Origin of the sequence: Streptomyces sp. SudanB182_2057, from assembly GCF_964272715.1 — a bacterium.
In the GTDB taxonomy this organism is placed as follows: domain Bacteria; phylum Actinomycetota; class Actinomycetes; order Streptomycetales; family Streptomycetaceae; genus Streptomyces; species Streptomyces rubradiris.
On the sequence record NZ_OZ186798.1, the window covers coordinates 1,130,527 to 1,152,075 of the forward strand.

General features: G+C 73.8%; 18 protein-coding genes. 6 read left to right on the forward strand and 12 right to left on the reverse strand.

All coding sequences use genetic code 11. From position 1 onward, the window contains the following. Positions 1-4: 4 nt before the first annotated feature. On the reverse strand, positions 5-1,288 hold the full coding sequence (locus ACSURM_RS04600; protein ID WP_436953660.1) for an ABC transporter substrate-binding protein: 1,284 nt from the start codon (positions 1,286-1,288) through the stop codon (positions 5-7). A 218-nt stretch (positions 1,289-1,506) separates the two neighbouring features. Between ACSURM_RS04600 and ACSURM_RS04605 the strand changes: the two genes are divergently transcribed. Together ACSURM_RS04605 and ACSURM_RS04610 are read left to right on the forward strand one after the other, a co-directional pair. Further along, positions 1,507-2,616: a LacI family DNA-binding transcriptional regulator gene (locus ACSURM_RS04605; protein WP_436953661.1), complete on the forward strand. Its 1,110-nt coding sequence runs from the start codon at positions 1,507-1,509 to the stop codon at positions 2,614-2,616. A 541-nt stretch (positions 2,617-3,157) separates the two neighbouring features. Then, the gene (locus ACSURM_RS04610; RefSeq protein WP_436953662.1) at positions 3,158-4,498 is read left to right on the forward strand and encodes an amidase; all 1,341 of its coding nucleotides are present in this window, start codon (positions 3,158-3,160) and stop codon (positions 4,496-4,498) included. 9 nt (positions 4,499-4,507) lie between these two features. Here the strand turns inward: ACSURM_RS04610 and ACSURM_RS04615 are convergent, their stop codons facing one another. Together ACSURM_RS04615 and ACSURM_RS04620 are read right to left on the reverse strand one after the other, a co-directional pair. Next, the gene (locus ACSURM_RS04615; RefSeq protein ID WP_436953663.1) at positions 4,508-4,993 is read right to left on the reverse strand and encodes an N-acetyltransferase family protein; all 486 of its coding nucleotides are present in this window, start codon (positions 4,991-4,993) and stop codon (positions 4,508-4,510) included. A gap of 59 nt (positions 4,994-5,052) precedes the next feature. Further along, a complete protein-coding gene (locus ACSURM_RS04620; protein WP_189754627.1) occupies positions 5,053-5,226 on the reverse strand; it encodes a hypothetical protein in 174 nt (57 codons plus the stop codon). Positions 5,227-5,721: 495 nt separating this feature from the next. Here ACSURM_RS04620 and ACSURM_RS04625 point away from each other — a divergent pair, with 495 nt between their 5' ends. Next, positions 5,722-6,117 (forward strand): hypothetical protein, encoded by a 396-nt coding sequence (locus ACSURM_RS04625; RefSeq protein WP_436953664.1) that lies wholly within the window; start codon positions 5,722-5,724, stop codon positions 6,115-6,117. Between the two features lie 92 nt (positions 6,118-6,209). Here ACSURM_RS04625 and ACSURM_RS04630 read toward each other — a convergent pair whose 3' ends face one another. From ACSURM_RS04630 to ACSURM_RS04645, 4 genes are all read right to left on the reverse strand, one after another. Further along, positions 6,210-7,703, reverse strand: a complete 1,494-nt coding sequence (locus ACSURM_RS04630) for an SDR family NAD(P)-dependent oxidoreductase (RefSeq protein WP_436953665.1) — start codon at positions 7,701-7,703, stop codon at positions 6,210-6,212. Between the two features lie 370 nt (positions 7,704-8,073). Further along, positions 8,074-9,405 carry a wax ester/triacylglycerol synthase family O-acyltransferase gene (locus tag ACSURM_RS04635; RefSeq protein WP_436953666.1) on the reverse strand — a complete coding sequence of 444 codons (1,332 nt, stop codon included), beginning with the start codon at positions 9,403-9,405 and terminating at the stop codon, positions 8,074-8,076. Positions 9,406-9,428: 23 nt separating this feature from the next. Continuing rightward, positions 9,429-11,750, reverse strand: a complete 2,322-nt coding sequence (locus ACSURM_RS04640) for a GH92 family glycosyl hydrolase (protein WP_436953667.1) — start codon at positions 11,748-11,750, stop codon at positions 9,429-9,431. A 153-nt stretch (positions 11,751-11,903) separates the two neighbouring features. Further along, positions 11,904-12,629, reverse strand: a complete 726-nt coding sequence (locus tag ACSURM_RS04645; protein ID WP_436953668.1) for a (2Fe-2S)-binding protein — start codon at positions 12,627-12,629, stop codon at positions 11,904-11,906. A gap of 219 nt (positions 12,630-12,848) precedes the next feature. Between ACSURM_RS04645 and ACSURM_RS04650 the strand changes: the two genes are divergently transcribed. After that, positions 12,849-14,234, forward strand: coding sequence for a DMT family transporter (locus ACSURM_RS04650; RefSeq protein ID WP_436953669.1), 1,386 nt, complete (start codon positions 12,849-12,851; stop codon positions 14,232-14,234). Here the strand turns inward: ACSURM_RS04650 and ACSURM_RS04655 are convergent. After that, on the reverse strand, positions 14,204-15,436 hold the full coding sequence (locus tag ACSURM_RS04655; RefSeq protein WP_436953670.1) for a transglycosylase family protein: 1,233 nt from the start codon (positions 15,434-15,436) through the stop codon (positions 14,204-14,206). The genes ACSURM_RS04650 and ACSURM_RS04655 overlap by 31 nt on opposite strands. Before the next feature lie 272 nt (positions 15,437-15,708). On the opposite strand from ACSURM_RS04655, the gene gndA reads away from it, so the two are divergent. Further along, entirely contained in the window at positions 15,709-17,148 is a 1,440-nt protein-coding gene (gndA, locus tag ACSURM_RS04660; protein ID WP_436953671.1) for an NADP-dependent phosphogluconate dehydrogenase, read from the forward strand. Between the two features lie 539 nt (positions 17,149-17,687). Here the strand turns inward: gndA and ACSURM_RS04665 are convergent. After that, a complete protein-coding gene (locus ACSURM_RS04665) occupies positions 17,688-18,476 on the reverse strand; it encodes an alpha/beta fold hydrolase (protein WP_436953672.1) in 789 nt (262 codons plus the stop codon). A 49-nt stretch (positions 18,477-18,525) separates the two neighbouring features. Further along, positions 18,526-19,149: a LysE family translocator gene (locus ACSURM_RS04670; RefSeq protein ID WP_436953673.1), complete on the reverse strand. Its 624-nt coding sequence runs from the start codon at positions 19,147-19,149 to the stop codon at positions 18,526-18,528. Positions 19,150-19,277: 128 nt separating this feature from the next. Between ACSURM_RS04670 and ACSURM_RS04675 the strand changes: the two genes are divergently transcribed. Then, the gene (locus tag ACSURM_RS04675) at positions 19,278-20,225 is read left to right on the forward strand and encodes a LysR substrate-binding domain-containing protein (protein ID WP_436953674.1); all 948 of its coding nucleotides are present in this window, start codon (positions 19,278-19,280) and stop codon (positions 20,223-20,225) included. A 148-nt stretch (positions 20,226-20,373) separates the two neighbouring features. Here the strand turns inward: ACSURM_RS04675 and panD are convergent, their stop codons facing one another. Next, entirely contained in the window at positions 20,374-20,793 is a 420-nt protein-coding gene (gene panD, locus ACSURM_RS04680; protein ID WP_436953675.1) for an aspartate 1-decarboxylase, read from the reverse strand. Between the two features lie 424 nt (positions 20,794-21,217). After that, positions 21,218-21,523, reverse strand: a complete 306-nt coding sequence (locus tag ACSURM_RS04685) for an ATP-binding protein (RefSeq protein ID WP_436953676.1) — start codon at positions 21,521-21,523, stop codon at positions 21,218-21,220. Positions 21,524-21,549 lie beyond the last annotated feature (26 nt).

Sequence of the window (21,549 nt, forward strand, 5' to 3'; positions counted from 1 at the left end):
CGGGTCAGCCCCGGAGCAGCCGGTCGGCGGCCTTGACAGCGTTGTCGAGGGCTTCCTCGGGGCTCTCCTTGCCCTGGAGCGCCTTGGCGACCTCGTTGCGCAGCGCGGTCTTCATCTGCTCGCTGAACAGCACGGGCGTGTAATTGACCGCGCCTTTCAGTGACTTGGCGGCGGCGACGCGTACCCGGGTCTCGTCGGTGCCGTCCTCCCTGGTGAAGTACGGGTCGTCGAGCGAGCCGGCGGTGCTCGGGAAGACGGCGACCCGCTTGGCGAAGACCATCTGGTTCCTGGCGTCGGTGACGAAGTGGGCGAAGGCGACGGCGGCCGGGGTGTGCCGCGTGCGGGAGTTGACCATCACGCCCATCACGTACATGTTGACGTGCCCGGTGCTGGTGATCTGGTCGGTGATGCCGATGTTCCGGTACAGGCTCGGGGCGTTCTTCTTGAAGTTGCCGAGGTCCAGGGCGCTGCCGGGGTTCATGGCGACGGCGCCGGTGAGGAATTTCTTTCCGGCCGACTCGCCGGTGGCGGTCAGGGCCTGCGGGTCGAGGGCCTTGGCGTCGTACAACCGCTTGTACTTGGTGAGCAGTTCGACGCCCTTGGGGTCGTTGAAGGTGAATGCGGTGCCCTGTTCGTTCATGAGCGGGACGCCGTAGCGGCCGAAGTCCTCGATGGTGGGCACGTTGGCGAGGGTGGCGACCTTTCCGCCGCTCTTCTCGGCCAGTTCCAGGGCGACGGCGAAGAGTTCGTCGTATGTCCTCGGGGGCTTCTCCGGGTCGAGTCCGGCCTTTTCGAAGAGGGCTTTGTTGTAGAAGAGCGGGCCGGTGTTGAGGTACCAGGGGAAGGCGTAGGTGCCGGTCGTGCCGGGGATCCGGTGTCCGGCCCAGGCGCCGGGCAGGTACTCCTTCCGGTAGCGGGCGGCGGCCTTGTCGAGGTCCAGCGCGAGGCCCGCCCGGGCGAGCGGGGCGACGAGGTCCGGGGAGACGTTGACGACGTCGGGCAGGGTGCCGCCGCCCGCGTCCGCGCTGATCTTGTCGGCGTATCCCTCGGCGGGCTGGTCGATCCACTTGACGTGGGTGTCCGGGTACTTCTCCTCGAAGGCCGCGATCAGGTCCTCGAAGTAGTCCTTGAAGTTGGCGCGCAGGTTCCAGGTCTGGAAGGTGATGTCGCCCTCCACCTTGCCGGAGGCGTCGCTCGTGCCGCCGTCACCGCCGCCCGGGCCGCAGGCGCTCAGCGGCAGGACGAGGGCGACGGCGACGGCGGTGAGGGCTCTGCGGGAGATGGGCACGGACACGGCTCCCTTGCTGTGTCGGGGCTGTGGGTGGCGCGAAAGACCTTGCACAGGGCGTTCCGGGAAAGTCAATGGATTCGTCGCCGCCACGGCATTCCGTCCGGCATTTGCCCAGGTCGGCGTCGCCTGGCCGGGACCTTGCGGCAGTTGACTAATGCGCTTTAGGGTCTTGACACTCAAGCGCTTTAGCGGTTCTCTGCCGCAGGGGAGGAAACGTGCCGACCAGACGGTCCCCCGCCCGCCGGCCCACGATGAAGGACATCGCCCGGCGTGCCGGGGTGTCCGAGAGCGCCGTGTCCTTCGCGCTCAACGACCGCCCCGGTGTCTCGGAGGCCACCCGGGCCCGGGTGCGCCGGGTCGCCGAGCAGCTGGGCTGGCGGCCGAGTACGGCGGCCCGCGCGCTGTCCGGGGAGGGCGCGGCCACGGTCGGCTTCGTGCTGGCCCGCCCGGCGGCCACGCTGGGCGTCGACTCCTTCTTCCTCCAGCTCGTCTCCGGGATCCAAGGGGTGCTGGCCGAACGCCACTTGGGCCTGCTGTTCCAGGTGGTGGAGGACGTGGCCGGCGAGTGCGCGGTGTACCGGCGCTGGTGGGCCGAGCACCGGGTGGACGGCGTGCTGGTGGTCGATCCGCGCGCCGACGATCCGCGTCCCGGTCTGCTGGACGAACTGTCCCTGCCCGCCGTGGTGATCGGCGGCGCCCCGGACGAGCGGCATCCGGGGCTGTCCACGGTCTGGGCGGACGACGCGGGCGCGATGGCCTCGGTGGTGGGCGAGTTGACCGCTCTGGGCCATCGCCGGATCGTGCACATCGCCGGTCTGCCGGGCCTCGCGCACACCCAGCGCCGCATCCGCACGCTGCGCGCCGAGGCGGAGCGGCGGGGGCTCGCCGAGGTGGAGTCGGTGACGACCGACTACTCCGGCGCCGAGGCCGCCGCCGTCACCCGCCGGGTCCTGCGCGGACCCGCTCCCCCGACGGCCCTGGTGTACGACACCGATGTGATGGCGGTCGCCGGTCTCGCCGCCGCCGCGGAGCTGGGCTTCTCGGTGCCGGCCGATCTGTCGGTGGTGGCCTGGGAGGACTCGGCCCTGTGCCGCATGGTCACGCCGTGGCTGTCGGCGCTGTCCCGGGACAGCGTGGAGTTCGGGTCGACGGCGGCCCGGGAGCTGCTGGCCCTGCTGGACGGCGGCCCGGCCCGGACGGTACGGGTACCGGTCCCCCGGCTGATCGAGCGGGACAGCACGGGCCCGGCACGAACGGCCCGGCGGCCCCGCCTCCGCACCGGGAACGGCCTTACGGGCGCCGATGATCCGGACACCGGCGCGTGAACCGCCGTCCGGGCCGCGAGCGGCGGGCCGAATCCCCGACCGGGTCGCGGGCGCGGCCCCGGAGCCGGCCGAGCCCCGGGCCCGGAGACGAACCGACGCCTGGGACGCGCGTGGGCGTGGAGCCCGCCGAGCCATGGACACGTGACCGCACCGGCGCCTGGGACACGCGCATGGCCCTGGAGCCCGCCGAGCCCCGGGCACCGGAACCGCGCCGGCGCCCGGCCACAGGCCCGGGGACGGCCCGTCGGCCGGGTCGCGGGCGCGGCCCCAGAGCCGGCCGAGCCCCGGGCCCGGAGACGAACCGACGCCTGGGACGCGCGTGGGCGTGGAGCCCGCCGAGCCACGGACACGTGACCGCACCGGCGCCTGGGACACGCGCATGGCCCTGGAGCCCGCCGAGCCCCGGGCACGGAACCGCGCCGGGTCCGGGCCGTCGGCCTCTCGACGTACCGGGCCCGGCGGTGCACAGTTCTCTCTACGCGCCTTCATACCGACGGGTAACCGATGGGGCGCGCAGCCGACGACCACCCGAGGAGCGTCCTTGAGCAGCTGGGCCGGCCGGAGTGCCGCCGAGATCGCCGCCGCCGTCCGCGAGAAGCGGGTCACCCCCCGGGAGGTGGTGGCCGAACACCTCACGCGGATCGAGCGGCTGGACGGCCGGATCGGGGCGTTCCGGAAGGTCCGGGCGCGGGCGGCGCTCGCCGAGGCCGACGAGGTGGCCGCCCGGGCGGAGCCGGCCGGACTGCCGCTCGCGGGCGTGCCGGTGGCGGTCAAGGACAACCTGGCGGTGCGCGGCGAGTCGTGCCGCAACGGCTCCGCCGCCACCCCGGACACCCCGGCCGCCGAGGACCATGTGACGGTGGCCCGGCTGCGCGCGGCGGGGGCGGTGGTGGTCGGCCTGACGAACGTGCCCGAGCTGTGTGTCTTCGGCACCACGGAGGGCCCGTACGGCATCGCCCGCAACCCCTGGGATCCGTCCCGAACGGCGGGCGGCTCCTCCGGCGGCAGCGCGGCGGCGGTGGCCGCCGGGCTGGTGCCGCTGGCGCTCGGCAACGACGGGATGGGCTCGTTGCGCATCCCGGCCGCGAACTGCGGGCTGGTCACGCTGAAGCCGGGGCACGCGGTGGTGCCGGCCGGGATCGGCCACGGCGACTGGTTCGGCATGGCGGAGAACGGGCCGCTGGCCACGACGGTGGAGGACCTGCGGCTGATGCTGGGCGTCCTCGCCGACGCGGAGTTCGTACGGCGGGAGCAGCGCGGCCCGTTGCGGATCGCCGTCGCGCTGCGCAGCCCGCTCGCCGGGGTGCCGGTGAGCCGGCCGTATACGGACGCGGTGCGGCAGGCGGCCGGGGCGCTGGCCCGGTCCGGGCACCGGGTGCGGCGGGCGGAACCGCCGTATCCGCCCTCCCTCGGTGTGACCGCGCTCCGGTACTGGACGGCCGGGACGGCGGTGGACGCGGAGGGCCTGGACCCGGCGCGGCTGGCCCGCCGGACCCGGGTGCACGCGGCCGTGGGCCGCCGCTTCACCCGCGCGGTGCGCACCGGGGCCGCCCGGGACCGGCTGCGCGACCGGCTGACGCCGTTCTTCACCGAGCACGACGTGCTGCTCACCCCGGCCCTGGCCCGCCGCTCCCCGCAGGCCGGACCGTGGCACGAGCGCGGCTGGCTGCGCAACATTCTCGCCAACTCCGCCTATTCACCGTTCACTCCGCCGTGGAACCTGACCGGCTGGCCGGCGATGTCCGTGCCGGTGGGCACCCTGCCCTCGGGCGCGCCCTGTGCCGTACAGCTGGTGGGCCGGCCGGGCACGGAGTCCCTGCTGCTGGGCGTGGCCGAGGAGTTGGCGGAGCTGATCCCCTGGCGGCGGACGGCGGGAGCGTGAGGACAGGGCCTACTCCAGCGACCGGTACATGATGTGCAGCCCCACCCTGCCGTGCCGCGGGTGCTCGAACGCCTTCGGGACCGTGCCGAGGATCGTGAAGCCGAGGGACGTCCACAGGGCGACGGCGGGGTTGGTCTCGACCACGGCGTTGAAGACCATCGCGCGGTAGCCGTGCGCCCGGGCCTCGGCCAGTACGTGGGTGGCGAGGGCACGGCCGGTGCCGTGGCCGGCGTGCTCGGGGTCGACCATGAAGCCGGCGTTGGCGACCCGGGCGGCGGGGCCACCGTAGTTGGGGGTGAGGTAGGCCGACCCGACCACGGCTCCGCCGGTGTCCTCGGCGACGTAGACCCGCTTGGCCGGGCTCATCCACAGCTCGCGGGCCGCTTCCTCGCCGGTGCGGGGGTCCCAGGCGTAGGTCTCGGCGGCGGCGACGATCCGGTGCCAGAAAGGCCAGATCCGCGGCCAGTCCCCGGCCGTGGCTTCTCTGATCAGCATGGAACGTGAGTCTGTCACGCCCACGCGGACGGCGGTCGCGGCGGGCCGGGGCGGGAGGGTCAGTCCACGCTCGGCAGGATGTGCGGCTCGGCCAGGTCGTCCTCGTATCCGGCGAGGCGGATCGGGGCGGAGCGGGCCCACACCTCGAGGCTGCCGAGTTCTCCGGGCCGGCGGCGCCCGCGCTCCGCGCGTTCCTCGGGGCCCTGTTCGCGATTCGTCTTCTCCGGTGTCACCGCGCACTCCTTATGTGTCGGGTCACCCTCGGGGCATACCGGACGGTCCGTGCCACGGTGCCGGACGCCCGCTCGGGTCTGCTGGGAAGGCCGCTCACGGACGCGGTGGCGCCGGTCTCCGCTGCCGGAGCGGGCCGTTGTGGACCGGCGTGCCCCAGGACGGACGGTGGGTGTGGGTGAGACCCCGTACTGTTGTCCGTCGACTCCCAGATTAACCAAATGAGCGGGCATCCGCTCGATAGGGAATGCAAACAAGGTGTAACCACTGTGCTTCGCGCGGCCTCCCAATAGCCCCCAATATGGGGCCTTTTCCCATAAGATGCTCACTCGTGCGACGTCCGGAATCACCCGTACGGCGGATATGAACGAACGCCTCTTCGAAATAAGTTGGGGAACGGTTGACCGACCCGGCGCAGTTCAAGTGCCGTTGGCCGCGCGGCAAACCGGCCATGGTCTGCTGTCGCGGCAACGGCTGTCTCGCGGAAGGACTGACGCATGGAGCTGCGCAGCGTCGAGGAGCTGATGGATCTGCTGTACGCCGGTCGGCACCGGCACGCGCTGCGGACCGCCGCGCTGCTGCGCCGCGGCCGCCCCGCCGACAAGGAGCTCCAAGTGGCGGGCCTGGTGCGGGGCATCGGACCGGTGCTGTGCCCGGGCGACGAGGCGGCCCGGGCCGGCAGCGCCGCGGAGGCGGTGCGTTCCCTGCTCGGGGAGCGGGTGTCCCGGTTGGTCCGCGCGGACGCGGACCCGGCCGACGACGACGTGCAGCGGCTGCGCCAGGCCGAGGAGGAGGGCCGCACGGCCGCTTTCGACGCGGGCGTGCTGGAGGACTGGCGCACCGTGCTGGAGCTGGTGGCGGCCGGCCGGTGCCGGCTCGGCGCGGTCGACTGAGCCACGGCCGGCCGGGGCGCGGTGCCTGCCGGGTCGCGGTCGCGCTCGGGCGCGGTGGGCCGGGGTGATCCCGGCCAACACCCGCCCGCCGCTCACCACTTGCCGGGTGCGTAGTCCTTCAGGAAGACGCCGTACAGGTCCTCGCCCGCCTCGCCGCGCACGACCGGGTCGTAGACGCGGGCGGCGCCGTCGACCAGGTCGAGCGGGGCGTGGAAGCCGGCCTCGGCGAGGCGCAGCTTCTCGTAGTGGGGGCGCTCGTCGGTGATCCAGCCGGTGTCGACCGAGGTCATCAGGATCCGGTCGGCCTCGAACATCTCCTGCGCGCTGGTCCGCGTCACCATGTTCATCGCGGCCTTGGCGGCGTTGGTGTTCGGGTGGCCCGCACCCTTGTAGCCGCGGCTGAAGACGCCCTCCATGGCCGAGACGTTCACGATGTACGCCCGTCCGCTCGCCGCCTTGCGCGCGGCCTCGGCCATGGCCGGGCGGAGCTTGCTGATCAGGATGAACGGCGCGGTGTAGTTGCAGAGCTGGGTCTCCAGCAGTTCCACCGGGGAGATCTGGTCGATGGTCTGCACCCAGGTGTTGGTGTCGACGACGTCGGGGAGCAGACCGCCCGCGTCGATGGCGGTGCCGTCGAGGTGCCGGGCGACGCTGGCGTTGCCCGCGACCAGGGCGAGGTCGGCCACCTTCTGCGCGTCCAGCCCGCTGGTGCCGACGGGCAGCGCGGCCAGGCCGTCGACCGCGCCGGAGTTGAAGGCGCCGATGACGTGGTGGGCGGGCAGCTCACCGGCGGGCAGCGGGGCGCTCTCGCCGTCGACCAGGGCGGCGTAGGCGGAGGGCAGGCGGCGCACGGTCTGCGTGGCGTTGTTGATCAGGATGTCCAGCGGGCCGGCCTCGGCGACCCGGTCGGCCAGCGCGACGGCCTGGGCCGGGTCGCGCAGGTCGATGCCGACGACCTCCAGCCGGTGCAGCCAGTCCGCCGAGTCCTCCATGGCCTTGAAGCGGCGGATGGCGTCCTTCGGGAAGCGGGTCGTGACGGTCGTGTGCGCGCCGTCGCGCAGCAGCCGCAGCGCGATGTACATGCCGATCTTGGCCCGGCCTCCGGTGAGCAGGGCGCGCTTGCCGGTGAGGTCGGCGCGGGCGTCCCGCTTGGCGCGGTTGACGCCGGCGCAGTCGGGACAGAGCTGGTGGTAGAAGTAGTCGACTTCCACGTACCGCGTCTTGCAGGTGTAGCAGGAGCGCGGGCGCTGGAGTATCCCCGCGATCCTGCCCTCCTCGACCTTGGAGGAGGGCAGGATGCCCTCGGTCTCGTCGTCGATGCGCTCGGCCGAGCCGGTGGCGGTGGCCTCGGTGACCGCGCGGTCGTGGGCGGTCTTGGCAGCCCGACGCTCCTGGCGGCGGCGCTGCTTGACCGTGCGGTAGATGTGCGAGGTGGCCCGGCGCACCTTGATCGCGTCGGGGTGGTCGACGTCGAGCCGGTCCAGTTCCTCCAGCACGCTCAGGCAGACGGCGAGCCGCTCGGGGTCGATACCGGGCCCGTAGACCATCTCGTCCATGGACGCCGAGCCGTCCTCTGTCACCGTCATCGCGCTGCCGTTCCCCTGGTCACCCGAGCGGCGCTCCGACTCGCGCCCGCTTTCGAACAGCGAATTTTACGGAGCGCCGGGCCGCTGGGCCAAACCGCCGCCGTTCCGCTCCCCGTGGATCACCGGCGTCCCGTCCCGCCGCCGGGTCCGTGCGCGCCCGACGCAGGGCGCGCGGAGGACGCGGCCGGCACCTCCGAGCCGCCTCCCGCCCCCGCTCCCGCTCCCGCCAAGGGACGCGAGCCGGCCCCGGGACCGGTCCTCGCCGAGCGACCCCGGGGCCGGGTCCTCGGTGAGCGGGGACAGCCGGACCCCGGGGCGGCCCGCGCGAAGAGCGGCACGTGCCGGACGCGGGGCCGCCGGGGTCCGGTCCTCAGCGGTCGCAGACGGACAGCAGGGCCGCCACCTCCGCCGACACCGCCCGCGCGAGCCGGTCCAGGTCCGGGACGGCCCGCGCGTCGGCGACCAGCCCGTAGTGCACGCGCCCGCGGTACGTGGAGATCGCGATCGCGAGGGCCTGGCCGGGGGCGAGCGGGGCCAGCGGGTACACCTCGGTCAGCTCCTGGCCGCCGAGCCGTAGCCCGGGGCCGGGCAGCGGCACGCTGGTGACCAGGATGTCGAACCACAGCCGGGCCGCTTGGCCGACCAGCGGCCCGCCGAGCCGGTGGCCGAGGGCCGGGACGTGGTCGGCGAGCAGGGCCACCGCGCCGGCGCCCCGGTCGGGCCCCGCGTCCTTGTTGCGGACCATCGCGGTGCGCACGGTGCGCAGCCGGCCGAGCGGGTCGCTCTCGTGCACCGGGAGCCGTGTCAGATAACCGGAGAGCCGGTTGCCCTGCTGCTGGGAGGCGTGCGGCCGGCGCCGGGAGACCGGGATCAGGGCGCGGGGTGCCACGCCCTCGCTGCCGTCGCCGCGCTCGTCCAGCCAGCGGCGCAGGGCCCCGGCGACGACGGCGATGAGGACATCGTTGACGGTGCCGCCGGCGCTCTTGCGCACCCGGTGCACCTCGTCGATGTCGAGGACGACCCCGGCGACGCGGCGGGTGCCGCTGGGCGCGGCGGTGAGCGCGGCGCACGGGCGCATGCCGAGGGTGGACCGGGCCAGCGAGGCGCCGATGTCCAGCGCCCGGCCCATGTCGGTGAGCACCCCCCGGACCAGCCCGGGGACTCGCTCGGGCAGCCGGCGCACATCGGGCAGCGGGCCGCGCGGCGGCTCGATGACGCGGGGCGCGCGCTCGGGCAGGCCGACGGGGTCCAGGATGCCGGCGGCGAGCTTCAGGGCGCGCAGCCCGTCGGCGAGGGCGTGGTGGAACTTGAAGAGCACCGCGAAGGAGACCCCGTCGGCGCCGGGCAGCACATGCGCCTCCCACGGTGGCCGGCCGCGCTCCAGCGGGCGCTCCATCAGCCGGCCGGCGGCGGCGTGGAAGTCGTGGACGGGGGCGTGCAGCCGGACGTGGTCGAGGGGGTCGAAGCGCGGGTCGGTCTCGCGGGCGGCACCGCCGAAGGCGAGCGGCTGCCACAGGTCGCGGATGCGCAGGCGCAGCCCGGGGACGGCGGCGGCGCGGGCGGCGAGCAGGTCGGCGGCGTGCGCCCCGGCGGTCGGCGAGTGCGCGCCGAAGATCCCGAGCGCGCCGAGGTGCATCGGGTGCCGGTCGGACTCCATGTTCCAGAAGGCCAGGTCCAAGGGGGCGAGCAGGTCGGAAGTCACGGGCTTGCCTCACGCGTCGGCGGTCATTTCAGGACGGGCGGCGCCGCGTCGGGTGCGGTGCCCCACGCCGACGGGCGCGGGCCGACCGTGAAGGCGAGGGAGCGCAGAGAGCGCAGGGCGCCGGTCGTCAGATAGGTGCGGCCGTGCGGGGTGCCATCGGCGCGTACGGCCTGGACGTAGCGGTCGGTGGCCGAGGTGCCGGGCGCCGTCACGGTCAGCCGGCCGCTCGGCCAGTGACGGCGGTCCAGGGCCAGGTCGACCCGGTCGAACACGGGGGTGGTCAGGCCCCAGGTGCCGTAGCCGGGCTGGACCGGGTAGAGCCCGATGGCCGACAGCACGTGCCAGGCGGACATGGTGCCCAGGTCGTCGTTGCCGGTGAGGCCCTCGGGGCTGTCGGTGAACAGGGTCAGCGCCGCGTGCACCACGTCCGTGGTCTTCCAGGGCCGGCCGGTGGAGAGGTAGGTGTAGGGCGCGATGAGGTCCGGCTCGTTCATCGGGTTGTAGACGGCGGCGTTGTAGTAGGCGTACGGGTCGCCGTGCACCCACACCTCGCGCGCGGTCCGCTCCGGGTCGGCGAGCAGCCGGTCGTAGGCGAAGAAGGCGTCGAGGCGGGCGTCGGCCGCGCTCCTGCCGCCGATCAGCCGGACCAGGCCGGGCACGTCCTGCGGGACGAGCCACTGGTACTGCCAGGCCGTGCCCTCGTGGAAGCCGGTGCCGCGGGCCGGGTCGGGCGGGCCGGCGAAGGCGCCGGAGGCGTCCCGGGCGCGGAAGAAGCCGGTGTCGGGGTCGAAGATGTCGCGGTAGCCGCGCGAACGGGCGGCGTAGCGGGCGGCGTCCTCGTGGTGCCCGAGACCGCGGGCCATCTGCGCCAGCATCGCGTCGGCGAGCGCGTACTCCAGGGTGACCGAGGCGCCGTAGTGGTAGTCGGAGTCGCCCATCTTGGCGTACGGGCGGTCCTTGACCCAGGGCGCGAAGCCGCGCGCGATGTACTCGGCGTTCGCCTCCCGGCCGACGCCCGGGTGGGCGGCGGGCGGCACGCCGTCGGCGTTCTCGCGCAGCGCCCGGTAGGCCCGTTCCTCGAAGCCCTTCAGCAGGCCCGAGTGGTAGGCGGTGGTCAGGAAGGGGGTGACCGGGTCGCCGGTCATGATGTTGGTCTCGACCGGGCCGTAGCCCCACTTGGGCAGCCAGCCGCCGTCCTCGGCGACCGCGACCACCGACCGGGCCATGTCCCGGGCCTCGCGCGGCGCGAGCAGGGCGAGCAGCTGGGCCTGGGTGCGGTAGGTGTCCCACAGCGACCAGTTCTGGTAGTAGGCGAACCCCCGGGCGCGGTGGACGCGGCGGTCCCAGCCGAAGTAGCGGCCGTCGGCGTCGCCGCCGAGGTTGGGCGCGAGGTACGACCGGTAGAGCGAGGAGTAGAAGGTCCGGCGCAGCGCGGGTGTGCCGCCCCGCACCCGGACGGCGGTCAGCCGCCGCTCCCACTCCTCGCGGGCGCGGCGGCGCACGGTGTCGAAGGTGTGGCCGCCCTCGGCGCGCAGGTTGGTCGCGGCGCCGCGCGCGTCCACGTAGGACAGCGCGGTGGTCGCCTCGACCACGCGGTCGCCGGTGGTGTCGAAGCGGACGTAGGCGCCGCCGGCTCCGGTGCGGGCGCCGGGGGTGACGGTGCGGCCGTCCCAGGTGCCGTAGGCGGTGAAGGGCCGGCTGAAGCGGGTGATCGTGTGGACGGTGTAGGGGCCGGTGTCCCGGCAGAAGCCGCGGCCGGTGATCTCGGTGCGCACGGTGCGGTCGTCCAGGATCTCCACCGCGCCGCGCACCGTCTTGTGCAGCGCCTGGGCCGCGTTCAGCAGGACGTTGGCCTTCCCGGTGGCCGGGAAGGTGTAGCGCTGCACGCCGGTGCGGGCGGTGGCGGTCAGCTCGGCGCGGATACCGGAGGCTAGGCCGACCCGGTAGTAGCCGGGGCTCGCCTCCTCGTCGTCGTGCGAGAAGGCCGCCGCGTACCGGGCGTAATCCGTCTGGGTGACGTCGCCGGTGGTGGGCAGCACGGGGAGGTCGCCGCCGATGCGGCAGCCGACGCCCGAGAGGTGGACCAGGGAGAAGCCGCGGATACGGTTCTGCGCGTAGTCGTAGCCGGTGGTGTGCCCGGTGTCCGGGGAGAGCTGCACCATGCCGAAGGGCACGGCCGCGCCGGGGAAGGTGTTGCCCTCGTTCCGGCTGCCGATGAACGGGTTGACCAGCTCGGTGAGGCGGCCGCCGGGCGGCTCCCCGGCCTGTGCGGCGGGGGTGGCGATCAGCGCCGACGCTGCCAGCACCCCGGCCATGCACCAGCGCGTGCGCCGGGTCCCTCTCATATCGGTGACCTCCGCGGGTTGGACATCGTTGCCTGCATCCTGAAGGCCGCGGGGCGCCAACCCGGGCATTCCGGGTGATTGGCGTGAAACGCGTCGCGTCGAGGAGGCTCCTGTGGAGGAGGAAGCGCCGGGTGCGGGGGCCCGTCCGGGCGGTCAGCCCGGCGGGCGGGTGTGGCAGCAGTCGCCGCAGAGTCCGCCGCCGGGCACCCGGTAGTACAAGCAGCAGCTGCGGCGCCGGAAGAACGCGCCGGTGCGCACTCCGGTGGCGTCGAGCAGCGGATGGGCGAACAGTTCGCCGGTGAGGACACGGGTGCGGGCCGCCACGTCGGCACGGCCGTGGGCGCGGGCCCAGCGGCCCAGTTCCCGGGCGGTCGCGGCCAGCGCGGAGCCCGCGTTGCCCCACAGCAGCCCGGCCGCGACGCCGTAGCGAGCCCGCAGCACCGCCGTCAGCGGCTCCAGATGGCCGTGCAGCACGGTGGCGGCCAGCATGGCCGCGTCCCCGGGCAGGGCGCGCACCTCGGTGAGCCACAGGTCGTCGGGGGCGGTGGCGGTCACGTCCCAGCGCAGCAGGCGCGGGTCCAGGTCGGGCAGCCGGCCGTACAGCACGGCGCAGCCCAGGGCCGCCGACCACAGCCGGGCGGCCAGCCCCTGCTGGGCGAGGGAGGCGGCCACCCGGGGCTCGGCGGTGCGCAGCCGCTCCGCCACCACGGCGATCCGCGCGGCGACCGGGTCGCGGTCGGCCGGCGGCACCCGCGCGTAGCCGTCCGCGAGGGCCGGCAGCCGCCGCGGGTCCGCAGCGCCGGACGGGCCGGAAAGGGTGCGCAGCTCGAAGAAGCCGCCGAGCGGGCGCAGTGCGGCGAGATCGCGATCGACATCCACGACAGCACTCCTACCAGGCGTGTCGTCGAAGCGGCACGGCGGGTGCCCGCCCGGCGTCAGACCGCCAAGGGAGGCGCGGCGCCCCGGCGTACTGCGAAAGAAGTAGACGGCATTGCGCTCAGGGACGACGACGGGAAGATCACGAAAGGGCAGAGTGTCGACCATGGAAGCCGATCGCATACGGGCCCGGGACACCCACCGCCCGCAGAGGAGACGCCGATGACCGCCCTGGCGTTGTCCGTGCTCCTGTCGGTCGTCTCCGCCCTCGCCTACGCGGGCGGAGCGATCACTCAGGAGCGGGTGGCGGTGTCCTCCGCCGGCAGCGCACCGGTGCGCCGCCCGGGCTGGTGGGGCGCGCTCGCGCTCAACGGCCTCGGCGGTGTGCTGCACGTCGTGGCGCTGGCCTACGGGCCGCTCAGCCTGGTCCAGCCGCTCGGCGCGCTGACCATCGTCTTCGCCCTGCCCATGGCGGCGCTGTGCGTGGGCCGCCGGGCGGGGGCGACCGCCTGGCGCGGCGCGCTCATGGCCACGGCCGGCCTCGCCGGTCTGCTGTCGCTGGTCGGCTCCTCCGCCACGCACTCCCTGACCTCCGCCCAGCGGCTGGCCGTCGCGCCGGCCACCGGCGCGGCGGTGGCGGCCCTGGCCGTCGCCGGGCTGGCCGTGCACCGGCATCCGGCGGTGCGCAGCGTGCTGCTCGCCACCGCCTCCGGTGTCGCCTTCGGCATGTCGTCGGTGTTCACCAAGACCGTGGCCGTGGACTGGACGCACGGCATCGGCCTGGGCGCGCTGCCCTCGCTCGGGGTGATCGGCGCGTTCTCGGTCGCCGGTGTCCTGCTGTCCCAGCTGTCCTACCGGCACGGCGGGCTCGCCGCCCCGCTGGCCACGCTGACCGTGGTCAATCCGGTGCTGGCCGCGGCGGTCGGCGTCCTCATGTTCGGCGAGACCTTCCGCCACGGCACCGCGGGCACGGTACTCGCGCTGGGCTGCGGGGTGGTGGCGGCGGGCGGCCTGATCATGCTGACGACGGAACGGCTGGAGCACCCGGAGGCTCCGGAGTCCCCGGGAACCGCCCCGGCGAACGCCCCGGCCTCCCCTCCTGCCCCGGCGGCGTCCCCGGCCGCTGCCGCGGTGTCCCCGGCCGAGCGGACCGCCGTACACCCGCCGCGGGACGCCGCCGAGCCGGATCTCGTCGCCCGGGAGCCGTGTCCCGTGGTGCCGCGGCAGCGCGGGGCGGCGGACACCGACGCGCGCCGGCCCGGGAGCCCGGTGCCGCGCGAGCCGGGCCCGGCCGGGAGCGCAGCGGAAGCCGGAAGCGGAATGGGGACCGGGAACCGGACGGGGACAGGAAGCGGAGCGGAAGCCGGAAACGGCACGGGGGGCGGGAACCGGGCGGAGGCCGAGGGCACGACGAGGATCAGGGACACGACGGAAAGCGGAACCGGACCGGAGGCCGGTACCGGGCCGCCGAACGACGACGTGGCCCCGGCGCCGTGCGTCCCGCTGTCCGTACGCTTCCATGTGCCGGTCGCGCTGTCGTTTCCGGTGCCGGTCCCGCTGTCGGCACCGTGCCCGCGTCAGATGGCGACGCCGCCGGCCCGGAGGTAGGCGAGCGGGTCGACGTCCGACCCGAAATCGGGTCCCGTCCGCACCTCGAAGTGCAGGTGCGGTCCCGTGACGTTGCCCGTGGAGCCGGAGCGGCCGATGCGCCGGCCCGCGGTGACGTCCTGGCCGGCCCGCACGGAGATGGCGGACAGATGGGCGTACTGCGTGTAGCGGCCGTCGGCGTGCCGCAGCACGACCTGGTAGCCGTACGAACCGCCCCAGCCCGCCGCCACCACCCGGCCGGCCGCCACCGCCCGCACGGAAGTCCCGGTCGGCACGGGGAAGTCGATGCCGGTGTGGTAGCCCTTCGACCAGTGCGAGCCGGCCACGTGGTAACCGGTGCCGACGGACGCGGACACCGGGGCGACGCGCGCGTGGCGGGCCGGAGGCGGGGTGCGGTGAGTGCCGGAACGCTCCGAAGGGGCCTGGCGCTTCCGGGTCTTGGGAGGCTCGGCAGTCTTGGGGGACGCGCTCCTGGCCCGGGTGCCGTTCAGGCCGAGCCGCTGGCCCGGCATGATCAGGTCGGGATCGGAGCCGATCGTGGCGCGGTTGCCCGCGTACAGGGCCCGCCAGCCGCCGGGCACGCGCTGCTCGCCGGCGATGCCGGAGAGGGTGTCACCGCGCACCACGGTGTACATCTCGGCCCGGCCCGCGCGGGACTGCGGGGTGGTCTGCGGCCGGACGTCCCTGACGGAGGAGGCCGGGTGCGCTCCGGTCCGCGCCGGGTGGGTGGTCGCGGAGTCGGTGTGCGCCGGATGGGTGGTCGCGGAGCCGGTGTGCGCCGAGTGGGTGGTCGCGGAGCCGGTGTGGGCGTCGGCCGTGCCGCCGCCCCGGGTCAGTCCGGCGCGGGGCGCGCACACCGGCCAGGCGCCGGGGCCCTGTCCGTCCAGCACCTTCTCGGCGACGGCGATCTGCTCGTCCCGGCCGGCCAGGTCGGCGCGCGGCGCGTAGCGGGTGCCGCCGTACGCCTCCCAGGTGGACCGGGTGAATTGCAGCCCGCCGTAGTAGCCGTTGCCGGTGTTGACGCTCCAGTCGCCGCTGGACTCGCAGGCGGCGACCTTGTTCCAGGTGGCCGCGTCGGCGGCGTGCGCGGTGCCGGCGGCGACCAGCGGGATGGCGAGGCCGGCGCCGCTCGCCGTGACGGTGAGCGAGGCGCGGTTGATCCTGTTCGGCTGGTACCGGCGGTGCCGGCCGCGTGCGGCCATGTCCGAATTCCCCTCGGCATGCGTCAGGAGGGGCAAAGGTAAGCACCGCGAACTGGCCATGACAAGGCAGGGAATCAGCCTGCCGCACGGGCCAAGTGGCCGGGAACGCGCTCTTGTTGAGCCGGGTCGCGACCGGTGGCCGAGGCAGGACGTTCGCGACGCGTACCGGAATGTGGCGGGTCGCAAACGCGTTCGCCGTTACAGCACGTCAGGATGAGCAGAGCCCCGTACTGACGGAACCGTAGACATAAGGCAACCAGGGAGCAGGCGGCATGAGCACTTCAGCGCAGATCGGTGTCACGGGCCTCGCGGTGATGGGACGCAACCTCGCACGGAACTTCGCGCGCAACGGCTACACGGTCGCCGTGCACAACCGTACGGTGTCGCGTACGAAGGCGCTGGTGGAGGAGTTCGGGCAGGAGGGCGACTTCGTCGCGGCCGAGACCGCCGAGGAATTCGTGGCCGCGCTGGAGCGCCCGCGCCGGCTGGTCGTCATGGTCAAGGCGGGCGAGCCGACGGACGCGGTGATCCAGGAGTTCGCCCCGCTGCTGGAGCCCGGTGACATGATCATCGACGGGGGCAACGCGCATTTCGCGGACACCCGGCGGCGGGAGCGGGAGCTGCGCGAGCGGGGCATCCACTTCGTCGGCGCGGGCATCTCCGGCGGCGAGGAGGGCGCGCTGCACGGACCGAGCATCATGCCCGGCGGGTCGGTGGAGTCGTACCGGTCGCTGGGCCCGATGCTGGAGAAGATCTCGGCGAAGGCCGCGGACGGCGCGCCGTGCGTGACGCACGTGGGCCCCGACGGCGCCGGACACTTCGTGAAGATGGTCCACAACGGCATCGAGTACGCCGACATGCAGCTGATCGGGGAGGCGTACCAGCTGCTGCGCGATGTCGCCGGGTACTCCCCCGCGCAGATCGCGGACATCTTCCGCACCTGGAACACGGGCCGGCTGGACTCCTACCTGATCGAGATCACCGCCGAGGTGCTGTCCCACGTGGACGAGGCCACCGGCAAGCCGTTCGTGGACGTGGTGGTGGACCAGGCCGAGCAGAAGGGCACCGGCCGCTGGACCGTGCAGATCGCGCTGGACCTGGGCGTTCCGGTGTCCGGCATCGCCGAGGCGGTGTTCGCCCGGTCCCTGTCCGGGCACGCGGCGCTGCGGGCCGCCTCGCGGGACCTGGCCGGACCGAAGCCGTCCGCGCTGAGCGAGTCGGAGGCCGCCGCCTTCGCCGACCGGGTGGAACAGGCGCTGTACGCGTCCAAGATCGTGTCGTACACCCAGGGCTTCCACGAGATCGCGGCGGGCAGCGAGGAATACGGCTGGGACATCGACCTCGGCGCGGTGGCCTCCATCTGGCGGGGCGGCTGCATCATCCGCGCCGCGTTCCTGGACCGCATCCGCGCGGCCTACGACGCCCGGCCCGACCTGCCGAGCCTGCTCTCGGACGAGACGTTCGCCCGCGAGATCGCCGACGCGCAGGACGACTGGCGCGAGGTGCAGATCGCGGCGGTACGGCAGGGCGTGGCGACGCCCGGGTTCGCGGCGGCCCTGGCGTACTACGACGGCCTGCGCTCCCCGCGCCTGCCCGCGGCCCTGACCCAGGGCCAGCGGGACTTCTTCGGCGCGCACACCTACCGCAGGGTGGACCGCGAGGGGGCGTTCCACACGCTGTGGGGCGGGGACCGCGGCGAGGTCACGGCGTAGGCGGGCGGCTCCCCATGCCCCGCCCCACCGGGGGTCTCAGGTGAGGGGAGGGCCCGGTTCGGGGTTCGGCACCGGTTCCGGGCCCGGGGGGACGGGGGACGGTGACGGCTCCGGCGGGCCCGGGTGGGGCGGCGCCGGAGGCGGTGTGGGATCCGGGCCCGGCGGAGGCGGTGCGGGGTCGGGGCCCGGCGGGGGCGGAGTGGGGCTGGGGCCCGGCGCGGGCGGGGTCGGCTGCGGGGCCGGCTCGGGCGGCGGGACCGGGCTGGGATAGGGATCCGGCGGAGTCGGGGTCGGGCCGGGGCCCGGTGCCGGGCCGGGCGGGACGGGGTCGGGATGCGGGTTGGTCATCGTGTCCTCCGGGCTGTCACGGGACGTCGCCTCTGGACTACTCCCCCGCCTACCCGATGCCCGCGCGACCACTCACCCCACGGCGGCACCGGCCGGCCCCGGCCCCGCGGCCGCGCTCTCCGCACGGCCTGAGCGCACTGGCTACCGCTTTCCTCACGGCCTGAGCGCACCGGCTGCGCTCCCTTCACCTCTCACCGCCTGTGCGCGGTGGTGAGGAAGTCCAGGACGAGAGGACTGGCGTGGGCCCGGCACTCCTCGAAGTAGGCGTGCCGGGCACGGGGGATCAGGTGCAGCCGGGCGCCGGGGACGCGGTCGGCGAGCAGGGGCGCGTTGGCGGCGGGATTGAGCAGGTCGTCGCTCCCGTGGACGACCAGGGTGGGTGCGCTGATGTCCGGCAGGATGTCCCAGGCGTCATGCCGGTCGCTGGCCGCGAGGTGGTGGCGCCGGGCGTGGGCGGGCATGCCGGGGTCTCCGAGGGTGTGGTGCGGGACCGGGTGGGAGGCCAGCCATCCAGAGGTGTACATCAGCTCCAGCAGGGCCTGTGGCGCGGCTCCGGGCCGCGGTCGCGTCAGGGCTCGGCGGACGTCGGCGCCGCGTTCGACGCCGTGCGGGCCGCCGGGCGAGGTGCAGCCGAGGACCAGGGCACCCACCCGTTGGGGGTGGCGGGCCGCGAGCTGCTGGGCCACCCGTCCGCCCATGGACGTGCCGTAGACGTCGGCCCGGTCGATGCCGAGTTCGTCGAGTACGGCGATGACGTCCCGGGCGAACAGTTCGGTGCTGTAGGGGGCGTCGGGCTTGTCGCTGGCGCCGGTGCCTCGGTAGTCGAGCGTGAGGGTGCTGCGGGCGGGATGGAAGTCGGCGCGTACGGTGTCCCACCAGTGGTGGTCGTTGGCCTGGCCCGCCAGCAGGACCAGCGGCGCCCCATCGCCCCGGAGCTGGTAGGCGATGCGGATTCCGTCCGGTGTCATGGCGTACGTCATCGGTTTCCTCGTCTCCCGTGCGGTCGGTCGGCGTACTCGCGTCCGGCCCTCAGACACCCGCCGCCACCGCGGCGCCGAGCCCCAGCAGGACGACGCCGGTGGTCACGCTGAGCCCCCGCAGGACGGCCGGCCGCGACACCAGGGCGCGCCCCCGGCCGACGGCCCAGGTGAGCAGCGTGTACCAGGAGGCGCTGACGAGCGCCCACAGGGCTCCCAGGGCGACGGTCGACAGGAACACCGGGCCGTCGGGGGTCACGAACTGGGGCAGCACCGAGACGGCGAACACACCCGCCTTGGGGTTGCCGAGGTTGGTGCTCAGGCCGGTGAGGTATCCGCCCACGAAGCCGCTGCGGCCCTCGCCGTCGCGGGGCGGGCGGGGGGCGGCGGCGGTGAGCGCGGTCCGCAGCGTCTTCACCCCGAGGATCATCAGCACGACGCCGCCCGCGATCCGGAGCGCGGCGTACGCGGTGGGGCTGGCCAGCAGGACGGCGGACAGCCCGGCCGCGGCGGCCGTGGACCACAGCAGGAAGCCGCTGGCGTTGCCCGCGAGCGTGCCCTGGAGCGTGCGCCGACCGCCCTCCAGAGCCTGCCGGATCATCAGAGCTTGGCTCGCGCCTGGCAGCATCGCCAGCAGCAGGGTGGTGACGAGGAAGGCGGGCACATGCGTGGGCATGGGAGAGAACCCCTTCCGGGGGCCGCGGCCGATGGGAGTACCCCCACCCTTCCTCTCCCGGCGCTCGTAAGAGAAGTTAAAGGAGCAAGGTGCAGCGTCAGGTTTTCTGAATGGTGGAGGATTTCTGAATGGTGGTGGATCCGGGTCAGCTGCGGCTTCTCGCGTTGATCGAGCGGCACGGCTCCTTGACGGCGGCGGCTCGCGCACTCCACCTCACGCCCGCCGCGGTCACCCAGCAGGTGGTGAAGGCCGAGCGGGACTGGCAGGTGCCGCTGGTCGTCCGGGGGCCTCGCGGGGCCACGCTCACCGCGGCCGGCGCGCTGCTGGCCTCCCACGGCCGGACCGTGGAGGAGGCGGCGGACCGGGCCGAGACCGAACTGGCCGCACTGCTCGGTCATCTCTCGCTGCGGCTGCGCATCGGCACGTTCCAGGCGGCCGCCCTGCACCTGCTGCCACCGGCCCTGACGGCACTGCGCCACCGCCATCCGGACGCCGACGTCTCGGTCGTGGACGTGGTGTCCGGACGCGGGGCGGACGAGATCGGCGCGGGGCGCCTGGACGTGGCCATAGTCGCGTCCTGGGGCACGCCGCTCGCGCCGCCCCCGCACGTACGGGCCCACCCGCTCCTGCTGGACCCGATGGTCGTGGTGCTCCCCGATGACCATCCACTGGCCACCGGGCAGCCCGTGGACACCGAGCTCCGCCTGGAGCAGCTGCGCGACGAGTCGTGGGTCTCCATCCTGGCCGGTCATGCCGCCCGCGAACAGTTCCACGACGCGGCCCGCGAGGCCGGGTTCACGCCCACCGTGCGGTTCGAGACCGAGTCCTACGACGTCGCCCAGGCCCTGGTCGGCACGGGCATCGCGGTGGCCCTCGTCTCCCGCCTGGCCCTGACCCACGCGCCCGGCACCACCCATCGCGCCCTGGCCCGCCCCAGGCCCTACCGCCAGCTCTACGCCGTGACCGGAGCCGACGCCGTCCTCACCCCACTCGCGGACCTGCTCATCGACCTCCTACGCGATGTGGCCCACGACATCACCACCGCCTGGGAAACTCCCCCACGAGCAACCCGTTGAGCCAACCGAAACCCTCCCACCCGTTCCCCCGGCCCACCGGCCGGCCTCAGCTCAGCCCGATGCGTCCGTGGGCCCGCCGGGACGGCGGCCAGGGGCGTGCGCGGGCTCGATCAGGGCTCCGCGCGCCCCTGGTTCACCGCTCCGCCGGTCAGGCTCCTACGGCCTGCGGGCTGCGCCGCTGGTCCGAACCGGGCACCGGCTCGGACGGGTCGGCGCCGAGGGAAACGATCCGGTTGCCAGCGTCGACATGGACGACCTTGGGCCGCAGCTCACGGGCCTCCGCGTCGGTGACCTGCGCGTAGCTGATGATGATCACCAGGTCACCGGGGTGGACAAGATGGGCCGCCGCGCCGTTGATCCCGACGACCCCGGAGCCGCGCTCCCCCTCGATGACGTACGTCTCCAGCCGGGCGCCGTTGGTGACGTCCACGATGTGCACCAGTTCCCCGGGCAGCAGATCGGCGGCGTCGAGAAGATCGGCGTCGATGGTCACCGATCCCACGTAGTGCAGGTCGGCCTGGGTGACGGTGGCGCGGTGAATCTTGGACTTGAACATGGTGCGCAGCACTATGGACTCCTAGAAGACGGCTCCCCGCCGGCTTTCTGCAGGTCAGGGGCATCTTTCACTGTACACCGACACTCCTTACAGTCGAAGGTGCTGAGGAACATCGATCCCTCTTAGGCAAGAAGGTTCCCCACCTGCGCTTCGCGTAGAATCCGGCTGTTATGCCATCGCCGTCCGAGGACCCGCTCGAGCACCTTCCTCGGAGTTTGCGCGGACCCATGCTGACCAAATGCTGACTTACCCGACGATGCGCCAGGTAGGCACGTCGTTGAGCACGGAGCCATCCTCTGCCTCGACCTGGAAGCCGTTCAACGAATCCGGCAGCCTGGGGCTTCTTCCGGTGCCATAGCTTCAGGCGGTCGAGTGGACCCGCCACGGGCTGCCCCAACGTCGTCTGTGGAGCACTCGATCCTGGCAGCCTCGTGGGTCAAACCACGCCAAGCTCCCTGATGTGACCGATCGATCGACCACGGCCGCCGACTCCCAGGTCAGTTGGTCTCAAGGCAAAGGCGAAGAGGCGGCCTGCACCGTTGCGACCGTGCAGGATCCGCTGTCCGCCCTCGGTGTGTGCCCTGCGCTTCCAGGTGGTGCCGTAGGCATGGAAGGCGGTGCGGGCTCGCTCGGGTGTCACGCCATGACCCTTGTCGGTCACCACAACGTCGGTGATTGCCTTCATGCTGGATCGGCGCAGTTCGACGTCGACCTCGGTGGCATGGCTTCCAGAGCGTTCCACACCAGTTCAGCGACAGCTTCGATCTG

Excerpts from the sequence above, each read along its gene's own strand:
- ACSURM_RS04615 (WP_436953663.1), bottom strand. The coding sequence starts at position 4,993 with ATGCTGATCAGAGAAGCCACGGCCGGGGACTGGCCGCGGATCTGGCCT.
- ACSURM_RS04625 (WP_436953664.1), top strand. The coding sequence starts at position 5,722 with ATGGAGCTGCGCAGCGTCGAGGAGCTGATGGATCTGCTGTACGCCGGT.
- ACSURM_RS04630 (WP_436953665.1), bottom strand. The coding sequence starts at position 7,703 with ATGACGGTGACAGAGGACGGCTCGGCGTCCATGGACGAGATGGTCTAC.
- ACSURM_RS04640 (WP_436953667.1), bottom strand. The coding sequence starts at position 11,750 with ATGAGAGGGACCCGGCGCACGCGCTGGTGCATGGCCGGGGTGCTGGCA.
- ACSURM_RS04650 (WP_436953669.1), top strand. The coding sequence starts at position 12,849 with ATGACCGCCCTGGCGTTGTCCGTGCTCCTGTCGGTCGTCTCCGCCCTC.
- ACSURM_RS04655 (WP_436953670.1), bottom strand. The coding sequence starts at position 15,436 with ATGGCCGCACGCGGCCGGCACCGCCGGTACCAGCCGAACAGGATCAAC.
- gndA (WP_436953671.1), top strand. The coding sequence starts at position 15,709 with ATGAGCACTTCAGCGCAGATCGGTGTCACGGGCCTCGCGGTGATGGGA.
- ACSURM_RS04665 (WP_436953672.1), bottom strand. The coding sequence starts at position 18,476 with ATGACGTACGCCATGACACCGGACGGAATCCGCATCGCCTACCAGCTC.
- ACSURM_RS04670 (WP_436953673.1), bottom strand. The coding sequence starts at position 19,149 with ATGCCCACGCATGTGCCCGCCTTCCTCGTCACCACCCTGCTGCTGGCG.
- ACSURM_RS04675 (WP_436953674.1), top strand. The coding sequence starts at position 19,278 with ATGGTGGTGGATCCGGGTCAGCTGCGGCTTCTCGCGTTGATCGAGCGG.